15 protein-coding genes are annotated in these 13,346 nt (G+C 40.1%); 7 read left to right on the top strand and 8 right to left on the bottom strand.

What is annotated here, in order from left to right; translation table 11 throughout:
* The first annotated feature begins 10 nt into the window (after positions 1 to 10).
* The 7 genes from DI077_RS11460 (at position 11) to DI077_RS11430 (ending at position 5,542) form a co-directional block, all read left to right on the top strand.
* Positions 11 to 631: an LIC_11883 family protein gene (locus DI077_RS11460; protein ID WP_135354851.1), complete on the top strand. Its 621-nt coding sequence runs from the start codon at positions 11 to 13 to the stop codon at positions 629 to 631.
* Positions 628 to 1,521 carry a DUF2797 domain-containing protein gene (locus DI077_RS11455; RefSeq protein WP_109019256.1) on the top strand — a complete coding sequence of 298 codons (894 nt, stop codon included), beginning with the start codon at positions 628 to 630 and terminating at the stop codon, positions 1,519 to 1,521. Before DI077_RS11460 ends, DI077_RS11455 begins: the two co-directional genes overlap by 4 nt.
* Entirely contained in the window at positions 1,511 to 2,200 is a 690-nt protein-coding gene (locus tag DI077_RS11450) for an RluA family pseudouridine synthase (protein ID WP_109019257.1), read from the top strand. Before DI077_RS11455 ends, DI077_RS11450 begins: the two co-directional genes overlap by 11 nt.
* A gap of 8 nt (positions 2,201 to 2,208) precedes the next feature.
* Complete coding sequence (locus tag DI077_RS11445) at positions 2,209 to 2,733, top strand: hypothetical protein (protein WP_109019258.1); 525 nt, start codon at positions 2,209 to 2,211, stop codon at positions 2,731 to 2,733.
* Positions 2,734 to 2,784: 51 nt separating this feature from the next.
* Positions 2,785 to 3,882: a redox-regulated ATPase YchF gene (gene ychF / locus DI077_RS11440; protein ID WP_109019259.1), complete on the top strand. Its 1,098-nt coding sequence runs from the start codon at positions 2,785 to 2,787 to the stop codon at positions 3,880 to 3,882.
* 110 nt (positions 3,883 to 3,992) lie between these two features.
* Positions 3,993 to 4,529, top strand: coding sequence for a TetR/AcrR family transcriptional regulator (locus tag DI077_RS11435; RefSeq protein ID WP_109019260.1), 537 nt, complete (start codon positions 3,993 to 3,995; stop codon positions 4,527 to 4,529).
* 53 nt (positions 4,530 to 4,582) lie between these two features.
* Entirely contained in the window at positions 4,583 to 5,542 is a 960-nt protein-coding gene (locus DI077_RS11430) for an NAD-dependent epimerase/dehydratase family protein (protein WP_109019261.1), read from the top strand.
* A 12-nt stretch (positions 5,543 to 5,554) separates the two neighbouring features.
* Here DI077_RS11430 and DI077_RS11425 read toward each other — a convergent pair whose 3' ends face one another.
* The 8 genes from DI077_RS11425 to DI077_RS11390 all read right to left on the bottom strand — a co-directional run bounded on the left by DI077_RS11425 (position 5,555) and on the right by DI077_RS11390 (position 13,331).
* Positions 5,555 to 6,343 carry a hypothetical protein gene (locus DI077_RS11425; protein WP_109019262.1) on the bottom strand — a complete coding sequence of 263 codons (789 nt, stop codon included), beginning with the start codon at positions 6,341 to 6,343 and terminating at the stop codon, positions 5,555 to 5,557.
* Between the two features lie 306 nt (positions 6,344 to 6,649).
* The gene (locus DI077_RS11420; RefSeq protein WP_167837104.1) at positions 6,650 to 7,183 is read right to left on the bottom strand and encodes an SRPBCC family protein; all 534 of its coding nucleotides are present in this window, start codon (positions 7,181 to 7,183) and stop codon (positions 6,650 to 6,652) included.
* A gap of 256 nt (positions 7,184 to 7,439) precedes the next feature.
* Positions 7,440 to 7,967: a hypothetical protein gene (locus DI077_RS11415; protein ID WP_109019265.1), complete on the bottom strand. Its 528-nt coding sequence runs from the start codon at positions 7,965 to 7,967 to the stop codon at positions 7,440 to 7,442.
* Positions 7,968 to 7,985: 18 nt separating this feature from the next.
* The gene (locus DI077_RS11410) at positions 7,986 to 8,555 is read right to left on the bottom strand and encodes an RNA polymerase sigma factor (protein WP_109019266.1); all 570 of its coding nucleotides are present in this window, start codon (positions 8,553 to 8,555) and stop codon (positions 7,986 to 7,988) included.
* The gene (locus tag DI077_RS11405) at positions 8,548 to 9,573 is read right to left on the bottom strand and encodes a hypothetical protein (RefSeq protein WP_109019267.1); all 1,026 of its coding nucleotides are present in this window, start codon (positions 9,571 to 9,573) and stop codon (positions 8,548 to 8,550) included. The genes DI077_RS11410 and DI077_RS11405 overlap by 8 nt, the downstream gene beginning before the upstream one ends.
* Positions 9,570 to 10,955 (bottom strand): CHAT domain-containing protein, encoded by a 1,386-nt coding sequence (locus tag DI077_RS11400; RefSeq protein WP_109019268.1) that lies wholly within the window; start codon positions 10,953 to 10,955, stop codon positions 9,570 to 9,572. Before DI077_RS11400 ends, DI077_RS11405 begins: the two co-directional genes overlap by 4 nt.
* Positions 10,956 to 10,960: 5 nt before the next feature.
* Positions 10,961 to 12,097, bottom strand: a complete 1,137-nt coding sequence (locus DI077_RS11395) for a cysteine desulfurase family protein (RefSeq protein ID WP_109019269.1) — start codon at positions 12,095 to 12,097, stop codon at positions 10,961 to 10,963.
* Complete coding sequence (locus tag DI077_RS11390) at positions 12,075 to 13,331, bottom strand: hypothetical protein (RefSeq protein WP_109019577.1); 1,257 nt, start codon at positions 13,329 to 13,331, stop codon at positions 12,075 to 12,077. Before DI077_RS11390 ends, DI077_RS11395 begins: the two co-directional genes overlap by 23 nt.
* Positions 13,332 to 13,346 lie beyond the last annotated feature (15 nt).

Genomic DNA, 13,346 nt, shown 5'->3' with positions numbered 1-13,346 from the left:
GGAAGGACATATGTTTTTTAAAAAAAAGATCTTACTTTCACTCATTCTAGGGCTTTGGATCAGCCCGAATTTCGCCACACCGAACGAAGTTGCGAAATTCAATCCGATTTCCAAAAAACAATTTTCCTCCAAATTGAAAGGAATTGCTTTTGCAACGATCCGATCTACGATCACCAAAGACTATTCATTCACCGAATCAAGGGAGGTGAAATACGTCCCTTGCAATGATGAGTTTCCTAAATTGCCGGGAGATTTTCCTTGCAGTTTGCTCAGTTGGGACGAGGATTTGATAGTTATAGATGATAAGAAAAAAACGGAAGATGCGGAATCCGTTGACCTCGAAGTTACCGAAGAGCACGAATTAGGTGGGAAAGTGATGGTATTACTTTCTAAAATAAAATCTCCCAATCAAAACGGCAAGGTGGTCCTCTTTGGAGAGGGGGAAGAAACTCTCAAACTTTTTTATCAACCTAGCGGATTTATATCCCATTATCAATTCAAAGAGGAAGTGGTCGCATTCAAATGGGAAACCAATTCAGGTAAACTCACTCTTGTCGGGATTGTTATTTTGAAATTGGACTCGGATTCCTTTCCTGTCAGCGGAAAAGAACTCAGTTTTGATAAAAAATGAAACAGATGGTCGGATATTTGAGAATGATGGAGCACGAAGGACTGGTTCCGGTTCAGTATAAGTGGTGTTATGCTACGTATGCTGATGAGGCGGAGTCAAGAAGACCGGAAAAATCCGACGCCATAGAGAATTTATCGGAGTTTACGATCAATACTTGGATCGGGAAAAAACTCCATCTTTCCACCAATGGAAAGATCCGTTGTGTGGACTGTGGCAAACTCACGAGCAAATCCTTCAACCAAGGCAGTTGTTTCAATTGTTTTTCCACAAAGGCCTGCAACGATCTTTGCATCATGCGTCCTGAAACCTGCCACCATCATAAGGGAACTTGCAGGGAGCCGGAATGGGGTGAAACGAATTGTTTTAAAAAACATACGGTTTACTTTGCAAACTCAAGCGGTTTGAAAGTAGGAATCACAAAAGAAAATCCGGTTAGCAACCGTTGGGTGGACCAAGGAGCAAGGTTTGCTGTTCCGTTAATGGAAGTGGAATCCCGTAGAGAAGCAGGAATCATAGAAAACTATCTATCCGGTTTTTTGCCGGACAAAACCACTTGGCAAAAGATGGTAGCGGGAGATCCACCCGATATAGATTTAAAAAAAGAAAAGGAAAAGTTCTTACGTCATTTGGAAAAGCAAAGTTTTGAAATGGAGATGAAGACAGGCAAAAACAAGGAAATTGTTTGGAAGTCCGATCTTTCCAAAGAGATAGTCGAAATTCAATATCCGATTCTTTCTTATCCTAAAAAAATCAAATCCTATAAATTGGAAGAATCCAAACCGATAGAAGATGTTTTAGTGGGAATCAAAGGTCAGTATCTTTTGTTCGAAAACGGGGTCATTAATATCCGGAGCTACGGCGGATACCAGACCGACTTTCATGCGTTATAACGTAGAACTAGGGTTTGGTTTTCAAACCGAGGTGCTTTGGGAAGACGATAGTCTACTGATTGCAGACAAACCTTCCGGAATTCCGGTTCATGAAACAAAAGATACGAATCGTCCGGATTTCACTAGGTTGTTACAAAAGGCATTGGGCTTAAAACAATTGAGAACGGTCAATCGTTTGGACTTCGGAACAAGCGGAATCGTACTTCTCGGAAAAGAAAATTCGGATAATGTACATTTGGATGAACTGTTAAAAACTTCCGACAAAGAATATATTTTCATATCCCATGGGATTCCCGATTGGAAGGAAAAAAGAACGGAATCTTTTCTGAAAGAAGGAAAGATGCGAATGATGACTGTGAGAAGCGGTGGTAAAAAAGCGATTACCGAATTCAAAGTTCTAGGTATTTTGCAAAAAGAAAAACTTTTTCTGGGATCTGCTAAACTAATCACTGGTAGGCGGCATCAAATTCGGATTCATATTTCCGAAGAAGGGTTTCCCATTTTGGGAGATGAGGTTTACGGAGATGCGAAGAAGGGAAACCCGAAACGAATGTTTTTGCATTCCTGGAAATTCCAATTCGAAGATGCACCGGATCATAAAACTGGGGTCCGATCTTCCGTTCCAAAGGAATTTTTACATTATTTTTCAGAATCATACTTAGAGGAAAGAGTAGATTGAATAGTAATATGGCGATTTCAACGGATGATTTGGTATTTGAAAGTTATTTGAAAGAAAGAAGATTTGAGAAAAAAATTTCAAAGATAAGACAGTACATCTACTTCGGTTATCTGGGCCTTTTTTTGTATTTGTTATTTTCTTCAAAATACACTGCAAGTCCTTTGATCGTACTGATCAATTATCTTGCGATGTATACTTCCTTTTCCGGAATCATTCACTTCAAATTTTTCGAAGTTCCTAAAATTTTGACGGAGCTGATTCATCCCGAAAAAGTAGGAGTCTTTCATTCTCTATCCCCGGACAAACGTGCCATCATTTTGGAAAATACATTTCATGATATGGGCATCTATCCCATCCCTGAAAATCTACCGGAAATGAATGTTTCCGAAATCATTTCCAGGATGAAATTGGATGATAGATATCCATGGAAGCGGATCGGTTGGATTTATCTCTTCAAATACATTGCCATCTTGGGTGTGGGTTCCGTTTATCTGGCTTACACCTATTTTCAAACCGGTTTTTTACTCAATTAACCGGGAAACATTTTTCCTTGTCCGCTTGCGCTCTCTGAAAAATCTATCCGTATGGGATTGAATTGTGGAATCGTTGGTTTACCCAACGTTGGAAAATCGACTATTTTTAATGCATTGACCAAAGCCGGCGCGCAAATGGCCAATTATCCGTTTTGCACCATAGAACCAAACACCGGTATTGTGGAAGTTCCCGACAGACGTTTGGAACGGCTTGCTTCGATTTACAAACCAAAACGCACAATCGCTACCACGATCGAATTTGTCGATATTGCAGGCCTTGTAAAAGGGGCGAGCCAGGGAGAAGGGCTCGGCAATCAGTTTTTATCCCATATCAGGGAAGTAGAAGCCATCTGCCATGTGGTGCGTGCCTTCGAAGATGAAAATATAACACATGTTCACGGGAAAGTAGATCCTATCGAAGACATTACCGTTATCAATTACGAATTGATTTTGGCCGATCTGGACAGTTTGGAAAAACAATTCCAGAAAATAGCGAAGTCCGCGAAGGCGGGAAACAAAGAAGCGATAGAAATCGGATCCGTAATGGAAAAGATTTTGGATGGTCTGAAAAAAGGACTACGCGCAGCCGCAGTTTCTTTGACGGAGGATGAATTCAAAATCGCCAAAAAATTCAATCTTATCACAATCAAACCCGTATTATATGTTGCAAACATTCTCGATTCGGATGTAAAAAATACGAATAATCCTCATGTAAACACTATCAAAGACTATGCCGCCAAAGAAGGTGCCGAAGTGGTAGTGTTATGCGGTCGTTTCGAAGAAGAGATTTCCGGATTGGAGAAAGACGACCAACTCGCTTTTTTGGAAGAGATCGGAGAAACAGAATCTGGCCTTTCGCGGATGATTCAGGCTTCTTACAAACTACTTGGCCTTATCACATTTTTTACCGCAGGAGTGGAAGAGGTGAGAGCTTGGACCACTGCCAAAGCGAGTACCGGACCCATCGCGGCTTCCGTGATTCACTCTGATTTTGAAAAGGGATACATCCGGGCGGAAGTGATGCGTTATGAAGATCTGGACAGGACCGGCGATGCGGCGAAAGTCAAAGAAGAAGGAAAACTTCGCATCGAAGGAAAAGAATACATCGTCCAGGATGGAGATGTAATTTACTTTAGAGTGAACAGTTGATCTAAGGAAAGCCCTAGGGGATGATCCCTTGGCCGCACTCGGGTAAATATTTTCTATTGACGGAAATTTTCCTGATGATAAGGTTGTGATTGATCAATCAATAATTTAAGATGCAAACGAAACCGAACAGCCATCTCTACGAAGAAAGAAGGGCAGCCATTTTGGAAGCAGCCATTGAAGTGTTTGCCAAATTGGGCTATCATAAAGTGACTACTGCGGATATTTCCGCGAAAGCAGGCATTTCTCAGCCCTATGTCTATCGTTTCTTTGAGAGTAAGGAGGCTTTGTTTCTGGAAGTGGTCGAATTGATTTACGACAGGATTGCGGCCGAATTTGCGAAAGTAGAATGCAAAAATGACACTCTGCTGCCTGATCTGATTTCTTCCTACGAAGAATTGATGAGGCGCAATCCGAATGAGATTCTACTTCAGATCCAGACTTGGGGGATTGCTGAGGAAAACGTTCAGAAGGTAGTAAAAAAGTCTTTGGAAAACCTTAAGAAACTAGTGCAGCAAAAATTCGATGAGGCAGGACTCAGCGATACGGAAATCCTGGCGAAGGATTTTTTGGCACGCGGGTTTTTATGCAATTTGGCTTTTGCGCTTAATTCCTCGGAGCTGAGCTTGAACAATGGCGGTAGGGTTTGAGATTTTTTTTTGATTCTAGTTGTGATTGATCAATCAATAAAAGGAAGGATGTTATGAAGAAAGCATTGGTGCTCGGGGGAACAGGCGGAAGTGGGAAGGCGATCGCAGAGGAATTGGTCCGTAGGAAGATTCCTACGGTGATTCTGGGGAGGTATCAAACCAGCCTTGTAAAATTGGCGGCAGAATGGGGAAATCCGAAAGACCTGGAACTCGTGGTCGGGGATGTATTTTCGCCTGAAACTTTAATTCCTTATTTTGAAAAGGCTGATGTCGTATTTCAGGCGGCAAATGTTTCCTACCAAGAGATGGAAGCCAAACTATTGTTAATTGGTAAAAGCGTGATGGAGGCCGCGGAGAAGACCGGTAAAAAAATAGTATTTGTCGATGGAGTTTATGTTTATGGGAAAAATCCAGGTTACCCGGTTGAGGAAGATTATCCCTACTTTGCTCATACGAAAAAGGGAAAGATCAAAGTGGAGTTTGCAAAGATGATATTCTCCGGCATTTGGAAAAAAGCAAAGCCGTTGATTGTTCGTCTTCCCGATTACTACGGACCTACTAGCAAGCTAGCTTATCTCAATCCTACTTTGGACGGACTCGCCTTGGGAAAATTGGGGATTTTCTTCGGGAGTTTAAAACCCAAAAGGGAATATGTTTATCTTCCCGATGCAGCAAAGATGATTGTAGAGATCGCCTTACAAGAAAAATCGTTCGGTGGAAATTGGAATATTCCCGGTGCAATGATTTCGGGAAATGAAATCGTTCGAATCGCGGAAACTCATTTGGGCAGAAAGTCCAAAGTGATTTCACTCGGAAGATTTACAGTGACCTTACTGGGAATCTTCGATTCTTTTTTAAGGGAAGTTGTGGAAATCATGTATCTTATGGAAGATCCTTTGCAATTGAGTGGCCGCAAATATACAGAAACCATCGGACCGATTCCCAGGACGTCGTTTGAAGATGGAATCGCTGAAACTTTGGATTTCATTCGAAAGAGAAGTTCTGTAAAATAAAGAACAACATATCTAAGGAATACTTTCTATCTGAATGACTTTGTAATTTACGTTCAACATGTAAGTTCTTTCATCTTTTGCTTTCATTTCAAATATCTCTTTGAAATGAAAGCGGTATTCGGATAATGTATAAGTCCAAAGATCGGAATCGATATGCGAAGGGTCGGTGTCGTTATAAGATTCTTTGGTTTCTAAAATCAAAACTAAAAGTCGATACAACCTGTCCGGATCTTTCGCCAGATTTTCCCAAATGTCTTTTGCAAAAAACAAATCCGGATAAAAAGAAGATACACCTGCAATTTCTATAAAGGTTTGTTTTTGCGGGATGAATGCATCGGAAAGTTTATGGTCGTTATAGTCTGATAAAATCAAAAAGGATATTTGTTCCGGAGTTAGATTTTTTTCCCGTTTGGTTTGGAATAGTTTCAGTAAATCGAGAGCATTTTTATTTTCAGGCAGGAGCGAATCCGGCAAGTCGAACTTTTCATTCAGATGATTTAGTAAAAAACAATACCATTTGGCAAACGATTTTAATTCATTTATATTTTTGTTTCTACGTTCGATCGTTTGTATTTGTCTGATTTGAGATTGGATTTTTTCTTTTTCCGATTTGTCTTTGTGCACGGAACCGATGTTTCGTCCGGATGGGGAATAGTTAGGGTTTGATCTTTTTAATTCGAAATAAACTGAAAAAGTATGAACTGTAAGAAGGATTAGCGCGAATCCGAATGAATAAGCAAATAGGGGTAAAAAGTGGTCGAAGTTGAAATATTTGGAGAATAAATTTTTAAGGAAAGCCATGTCGTTTTTAGTTTTAGAACGGATCTCCCCGCCCTGAATTGGGTGGGGTTAACCACCCGCCACCCAATGAGGTTTCTTTAACATATCTTTGGTGATAATACAAGTCAATCTCTGCCGAATGAAAATTTTTTACGAAAAAGTTCGCCTTTTTGCCATTCGTTTTTCATATATCGGATTCCCGACCAGGGATGCGCAGGGCTTGGTCGCGATTAGCGACCGCAGCGTTAGCGGAGCCCGGAGCAGCCCGGTCCCGAATCCGGAGGATTCGGGAGGTCGCAAAAACAAACGTAAATTAACGTTTGTTAATTAAGGAAAGAATAGTGTTTCTAATTTATCGAATTGTTGTTCCCAACCCAATTTCGCCATTAACTTCATAATGTAAGGGATACCGACTTCTTCCACAGTGACTTCCGTCTTTCCATTCGATTCTTTGAATTCAACAGTTACCGAAATTTCATCCGGCCATATACCGGGAACTTTTACTTCTGCGCCGGGGACTATTTTTCCGTTCTCATCAGAAAAAGCCATCATGGATACGATCTTTTTGCTAGGAATGATTTCTTTGTATGTTCCGGAATTCCAAAACATTTCACCTGAAGGAGATTGCATAGAAAGTAAAAAACTACCTCCTACCCGAAAATCATTCTTTATCACGGGAGCGGTGTAATCTTTCGGTCCCCACCATTTTTTCATGGATTCGACATCGTTCCATACATTCCATACTTTATCAAGAGGCGCATTGAATGTTCGACTAACATGAACAGTTGAACTTGTTTTTCGCGCTATAAAAACGAATAGAAACAATGCGATCACTACACCGATTATAATTTTAACAGCCATTCTCATGGGAACATCCTTGAAATGCAAACTCCGCATATTCGAAGGTTTAAATCGATGTTTGTAAACACAAAAAGTGCCGGATTATTTTCTTCCTTCGGAAATACCTTGGGGATAAAAAAAACCCGACTTACGTCAGGTTTATAAATTCAACTAGCTTGGAAAAGAGAGTACAAACGCTTTTTAGGGAAATGAACTCTACTAATATAAAGATTACCGAAACTATTTGAATTATTGCAAAGAATGGAAAAAAAGAGAGCTAACTGTGCAAAAGTAAGTGAAATCTTCCGATTTCTTTATTTTTGTCCAGAAGAACGATTTCGGGAGAAGTATCCCCCGTAATCGGAGAATCAAAGACTTTTCCCTTTTGTAGATCGGCGATCGTTTCAATCGTATCTCCGTCTAGTTTGAGTTGTACTTGGTAGGAAGCCGGCGGATTGACATCGACCGAAAGAAAAACTTCAGTTCCTTCCTGATTGGGAGAAAGAATCAAAGAGATATCTTTATCATCCATTTTATAAGAAAGTAAAAATTGAGGTTTTTCTTCTCCTCGAAACGCGAACGAAAGGGGAGGAATTTCAGTTTCGGATTTTTCGCTCGTAGTTACAAATAGCTTTCCGGCTAAGAACCTCAGAATCAATACAAAGCCCGATTCCTGTTTCGGGATCACATTTGCTAAGATTTGATCCATTGTATCCGAATCCGCTTCTTTACCTCTTCCCATTAAATAGAATGCTTCTTTTAACTTAACTTTATTCATAAAGGTGTTAGGATCAAATGGTTCCATATAATTGATTTCCTCCTTTCACCCGTTTATTTCATTTTTGACGATTTTTTTTATCTTTTCTTTTGCCCGACTAGCGCGTGCTAATACAGTTCCCAGAGGTAAAGATAAAATTTCGGCTATATCTTTGAATTTATAACCTTTGAGTCGGAAGAATAGAATTTCGCGAGAAGGTTCGTCCAATGAGGAAATGTGCTGATAAAACTCATTTTTCTCCTCCATCTCAAAATATATGGTTTCCGGAATGGGTCTATCATCTAACACGTCAATCGCGACATCAAGACTGATTCCTTCGCGGAAGTCCTGTCTTCGTATTACCCTTGTTTGGGAAAGGCTTACGTTTTTCGAGATTTCACTTAAATAGACGATAAATGCGGGAAGACTTTCTCCTTTGAATTTTCTTAAAAGTTGGTAGTTGTTATGCGTTAGTCGTAAATAGACCAATTGTATCGTATCGGCGATTTCCGATTGCGGAATATAATGTGCAACAGTTCCGGAGATAAGTTTATGAAATTTCGCGATGAAGGATTTCCATGCCGTTTCTTTGGCAAGGATGCAATCATCTAATAATTGTCGGATTTCGTCACTCATGTTCAAATTCGGTTTCTTTGCAGGTTTTACCTATCTGATGTAATCTTTTTTCGAAATGATGTGACTGGTAAATTGTTTTTTTCAGATAAGATAAGACCGATTTTTCTTCTTTTAGGAGTTCTGCACCGAGATTATTCCAATCCATACCGTAATCATAAAAAAAACCGTAAAAAAATAGCAAACGCATGTTTTCCTTTCCTACTTCATTGATGTTTTTCAAACAATTCAAAAGCTCTTCCAGTTTTGCTTTGGCATCCGTCGGAAAATCAGGATCGGATAAAAGTTTTTCGCTTCGTTCCCGATAGAAAGTAAAACTCTCACGATTCTCATCCGAGAGCGAAGTTTTGTTCCAGGGATTTTCCGCGGAATATAGAAACATTAAGTATAATTTTTTATTCGCTTGAATCGTATCCTCTTTGATTCGATTCAATTGATTTGCTTTCCTGTGTACCGGTAAATCCGAATATGCGATTCTATTAATTTCCTCAGTGATCTCTTTTTCATAGCCGAGCCATGCGAGAGAATGGGGAGAATAAAAATTGGAAAACAAATATACCCGATCTTCCCAGATTCGCTTCAGTTCTGAGAAGGAAGACAATACTTCCTTGTCTGCAAGTTCCGTTTCGATAATTTCCAATTTGGGAAATCGGGATAGTTCGAATAATTTTTGTTTTACGGTCGATTCAAAGCTCGATGCTTCTTCCTTTTTCGTTTCCGAGCATTGTTTTAGAAATAACAGGCTGTCCACAGGAGAGAATAATTTCAAAATTCGGGTTAGATTTTTTATTTTCTTATATTTGCATTTGGCGAGATAATATTCGATATCCTTTTCCAAATCGTTATTTTCCGAAGGATCATTTTGAAAATGGGAATAGGAATCTTTTTTAATTTTGGTAAGAATGGATTTAGTTACGAGAAAATCTTCGTATTCTTTGACCGGGTTCGGTTTTTCGGCATTCATCGGAACAAAACCAAACAAAATAAAGGCGAAGATCGGGATAAATTTTTCCTTTTTCATTCTTCTAACCCCGATCTTCTTTTGAATTCGTAAAATTTTCTATCTTCGGAAATCTCAGTTTCCAGAATTTCCAAAACCAAACGATGCCTTGCTTCCGAATCCAAAAGAGGATGATCCTCCTTTAAAAAAGTTTTGATTTGCCTTTGAAAATTTTGGTCTGTTAAAAGGTTGATTCTGTTTGTGAGAGGATTGTCTGAAATCCGTGAAGGAGGTGAAAGGTTTGTTTTCGTTTTTGTTTGTTCGAAAGTATTTTCGACTTTGTCAGTTTCAACTGCCTTCATCTCCCTTTTGTCGAAAGGAAAAACTTCCTTTTCGCGGATCAAATTCCATCCGAAAAGAAATAATCCTATGAGAACTGTTACGAATACGGCGGAAAGCAAGGGAGGATATTTTTTTTCTTCCAAAGGAGCAAAACACAAAAAGGATAATTCTGCCACCTGGTATTTGTTATCCGATTTGTTTAGTTCGAACTTTGTTCTTTCGAATGCTTTTTTTGCTGATTTTGTTTTCAGATACTCCGTCCAGAAGATTTTGGAAGTAAGTTCGGCAACTTCCGTTTCCACCGGTGTTAAAAATCCCAATACGAATTCGGCCCCTGCTTTTAAAAAATTGGCCGCAAGCCCGGTAGTGTTTTTCGATTCATGGGCGGAATAACAGCTGTTTAAAAATACGATTTTCAGATTGGAGAGTTTTGTTTTTCCGATTTCGTCTCCGATCATTCTATTTTCTTTCGGAAAAGGGATTCCCTCCGGCAAAGAATGTCCCGCATAATGTAAGTAAGATGCTTCTGAGATTTCCTCCCAGAACCGGACAGTTTTCAGATGATCCGGCTTTAAGGTTTTGATAGGGGTTTTGGATTGGGATTTCCAAATCTCCCGGATCACCGATCCTTCTTTTTTCACACTTGGAATCAGGTCTTCCCGAATCGGATTTTCGATGAGTAGGAAACCGTTTTTGGATTTCGGTTCGAAATGAAATACTTCCGATCGTATTCCTCTGTAGACGGGCCATTCATAGAAAAAACCTTTATGAGTCGTGAGTATTTCCCACGGAAAAAAAGTAAATTCCGGATCTGTCTGGATCAGTATTTCTTCCGAAAAATGGATTTCTTTCCAGGGAGGAGTTTTTTTCCCGAATACGATTTGTTCCAATGCATTCGCTTTTTTTGAAATTTTTTCCCGAAGTTCCTTTTTGCCGATATTGCTCGGAAGGACTTGTCTGAGAAATCTTTCCCAGTCTTTTTGAAATTCCAATAGGGATTTCCCGTCGATGGAACAGATCACTTCTACCGGTCGGAATTTTTTTTCTTCCCAGAAAAGCTCCGCATCGAATTGACTCGGGTTTCCATCTTTACTTGGTTTGGTGAGGATTCGGATCTTCATTGAAATTAAAAACTTTTGAATTTTATAATCAGTTCTTCCGCAGCTTTCAGTAAAAAATCAACTTCATCTTGGGTTGTATTAATTCCCGTCGAAATGCGAATGCAACGGAGGGCCTCTTCCTTTGAATATCCCATGGCAATCAGTGAAGAGGACGCCTCTCTCGCTCTGGACTTACATGAGCTGCCTGTCGAGATGATCGTATTTTTCTCTTCCATTCCCAGTAGGAAAAAATCTATATCTTCCAAGGGAAGCATCACAAAACTGGTGTTTGGTAGCCTGGGGGAGTTTTTGGCAATGATTTTGCATCCTAGTGCTTCGAGTTTTGTTTCCATCTGAATTTGGAATTCCCGAAGTCTTTCTTCTTTTCGGGAAAGATGTTCCATTTGAAATTCAGTTGCCTTTTGAAAAGATAGAAGTGCTTGTATGTTTTCCGTTCCGGCTCTGTGTCCGTTTTCTTGGTTCCCACCGCCAAATACGTGATAGTCGATTTTGCCATTGGGAACGAAGCTGAGGGCCGCACCAAGTCCTCCTCCGATTTTATGAGAGGAAAAACTGAAACCGTCGAATAGGGAAAAATCCAGATGAATCTTTCCGAATGCCTGCATAAGATCGCTGAAAAAAGATACTCCGAATTCTTTCGTAAGTTCTGCAATTTTTTCCACCGGTTGAAGAACACCTGTTTCATTTCCTGCATACAAACAAATCACGGGAAGAGGGGTTTTTTCTAGTAAGGAACGTAATGATTTCAGATCGATCACTCCGGAAAAATCCGTTTGGATGAGAACGGGGGAAAATCCGAGATCCCGAATGGCGGAATACATACTCGAATGTTCGAACGGACTTACGATCAATTCTTTCAGATCGGGATTGGTTTCCCGCAGGTATCTGAGTAGCAGATAATTTGCCTCGGTACCCGTTGAGGAAAAAACAAATCCTCTTTCGTTTTTCCCGGTTAGTCCGGCGAAATATTTTCGAACGGATTCGATCTTTCCTTGGTTGCGTAAGGAAAATCTGGTAGCTCCCGAAGGATTATAATATTCTTCTGCGTATTCGTTTAGGGACTCTGTTAGAAAATTTAAAAAAGGAGGATGAGTCGCATTATAATCAAAGTAAAAAAACTTACTCCGTGAGGGGGCTTTCATCTGCTTCCTCGAATCGACCCAGTTTACGGAGAACCGTCCTTTTTGTTTCTCTGTAACTTTGCACAATCTCCCGTTTTATGCCGCCTACACTCCGTTCATCTACGTTTCTCAATTTGGAGGTAAGTGAATCTAGAATCTGAAGTGATTTTTTGTTCTCACTCAATTTTTGGTAACATTGGGCTTGTTTTAAAATAGATTCGAACTGATGAACGAGTAATAAAGGAAGATTCGCCTCTTCATCTTCCAAAGCCAATTTGATATTGGATGCTTCGTTGAATTCCCGAATTGCTTTTTTGTAATATTCGGGATCTTCCGATCCCAGCTGATAAAATAGTTCCGCACGTCGGAATCGGAATTTCAGATACTCCCTTTCGCTATTTCCCACGAAATACAGAATCCTTTCGAACACAGAATCCATTTCGCGGGGGGAAAATGATTTCATTCCTGTCAGTAAAATTTGTCTGAGCAAAGATTCCAGATAGTCATTCGGATTTACTTCCGGAAAAAATCCTTTTTTGATTGTAGATAGGGCGATACTTCTTCTTTGAACATCCGTTAGGTTGGATGGGAGTTTGTCTTCTTTGGCGAGTTTTGTTATCACATAATTTTCAGTTTCCATCATATGTGTTTTATATGCCAAAAGAATTTCCGCAGGACGACAAACGGCCCAAGCTACGGATTCTATTTTTTTAGGAACGATAAAGTCAGGACCTGAAAATCGAAGGGCGCGTTTGTAATAATCCAAAGCTTCCAAAACATCTTCGATATGGGAATTCCAGTAATCTTTAGGATGGGGGCCGAGTACGATTTCTCCCGGAGTGGTGACCTTCGTAAATAAAGGAGATCCCCATTCCATCGCCTTTTCCCGCCAAGTAAGTTCGAGAAAGGTTTCTTCCACATGGTTTTTGGACTGATAGTACAGACAGGATTTTTCCATAAGGCGTAGATCCAAAGGAAGAGCTGTCGATTTTTGGTTTTCTTCCGATTGGAAAAAAGAAGTGATTTTTAAAAAGAAGTTGGAGCTGCCTTCCTTTCTTCCTTCCAGGATGGCATCTCCTTTTGCCACTAACTCGCGAGTTATGCCGGGATTGGGATAACCGAAGAGAGCATTGTATCGAAGGGTAAGATCGGCAAGTATGGTGTCCTTGTTTTGTAAAACGAACGGGAAAGTGATTGCCCATACAAGTAGAACGGCCAGAATGTATTTTAAATTTTCTCGGAAGATCTGGTTCAAGGAAGTCCCTGTTCC

Origin of the sequence: Leptospira kobayashii (assembly GCF_003114835.2) — a bacterium.
In the GTDB taxonomy this organism is placed as follows: domain Bacteria; phylum Spirochaetota; class Leptospiria; order Leptospirales; family Leptospiraceae; genus Leptospira_A; species Leptospira_A kobayashii.
Note: the sequence above shows the minus strand (reverse complement) of the source record. Positions and strands in the feature narration are given on the sequence as shown.

Bases quoted from the DNA above. Each gene is read 5' to 3' on its own strand.
- DI077_RS11445 (WP_109019258.1), top strand. From the start codon at position 2,209: ATGGCGATTTCAACGGATGATTTGGTATTTGAAAGTTATTTGAAAGAA.
- DI077_RS11460 (WP_135354851.1), top strand. From the start codon at position 11: ATGTTTTTTAAAAAAAAGATCTTACTTTCACTCATTCTAGGGCTTTGG.
- DI077_RS11405 (WP_109019267.1), bottom strand. From the start codon at position 9,573: ATGAAAAAGGAAAAATTTATCCCGATCTTCGCCTTTATTTTGTTTGGT.
- ychF (WP_109019259.1), top strand. From the start codon at position 2,785: ATGGGATTGAATTGTGGAATCGTTGGTTTACCCAACGTTGGAAAATCG.
- DI077_RS11435 (WP_109019260.1), top strand. From the start codon at position 3,993: ATGCAAACGAAACCGAACAGCCATCTCTACGAAGAAAGAAGGGCAGCC.
- DI077_RS11450 (WP_109019257.1), top strand. From the start codon at position 1,511: ATGCGTTATAACGTAGAACTAGGGTTTGGTTTTCAAACCGAGGTGCTT.
- DI077_RS11455 (WP_109019256.1), top strand. From the start codon at position 628: ATGAAACAGATGGTCGGATATTTGAGAATGATGGAGCACGAAGGACTG.
- DI077_RS11410 (WP_109019266.1), bottom strand. From the start codon at position 8,555: ATGAGTGACGAAATCCGACAATTATTAGATGATTGCATCCTTGCCAAA.
- DI077_RS11420 (WP_167837104.1), bottom strand. From the start codon at position 7,183: ATGGCTGTTAAAATTATAATCGGTGTAGTGATCGCATTGTTTCTATTC.
- DI077_RS11425 (WP_109019262.1), bottom strand. From the start codon at position 6,343: ATGGCTTTCCTTAAAAATTTATTCTCCAAATATTTCAACTTCGACCAC.
- DI077_RS11400 (WP_109019268.1), bottom strand. From the start codon at position 10,955: ATGAAGATCCGAATCCTCACCAAACCAAGTAAAGATGGAAACCCGAGT.
- DI077_RS11430 (WP_109019261.1), top strand. From the start codon at position 4,583: ATGAAGAAAGCATTGGTGCTCGGGGGAACAGGCGGAAGTGGGAAGGCG.
- DI077_RS11415 (WP_109019265.1), bottom strand. From the start codon at position 7,967: ATGGAACCATTTGATCCTAACACCTTTATGAATAAAGTTAAGTTAAAA.
- DI077_RS11395 (WP_109019269.1), bottom strand. From the start codon at position 12,097: ATGAAAGCCCCCTCACGGAGTAAGTTTTTTTACTTTGATTATAATGCG.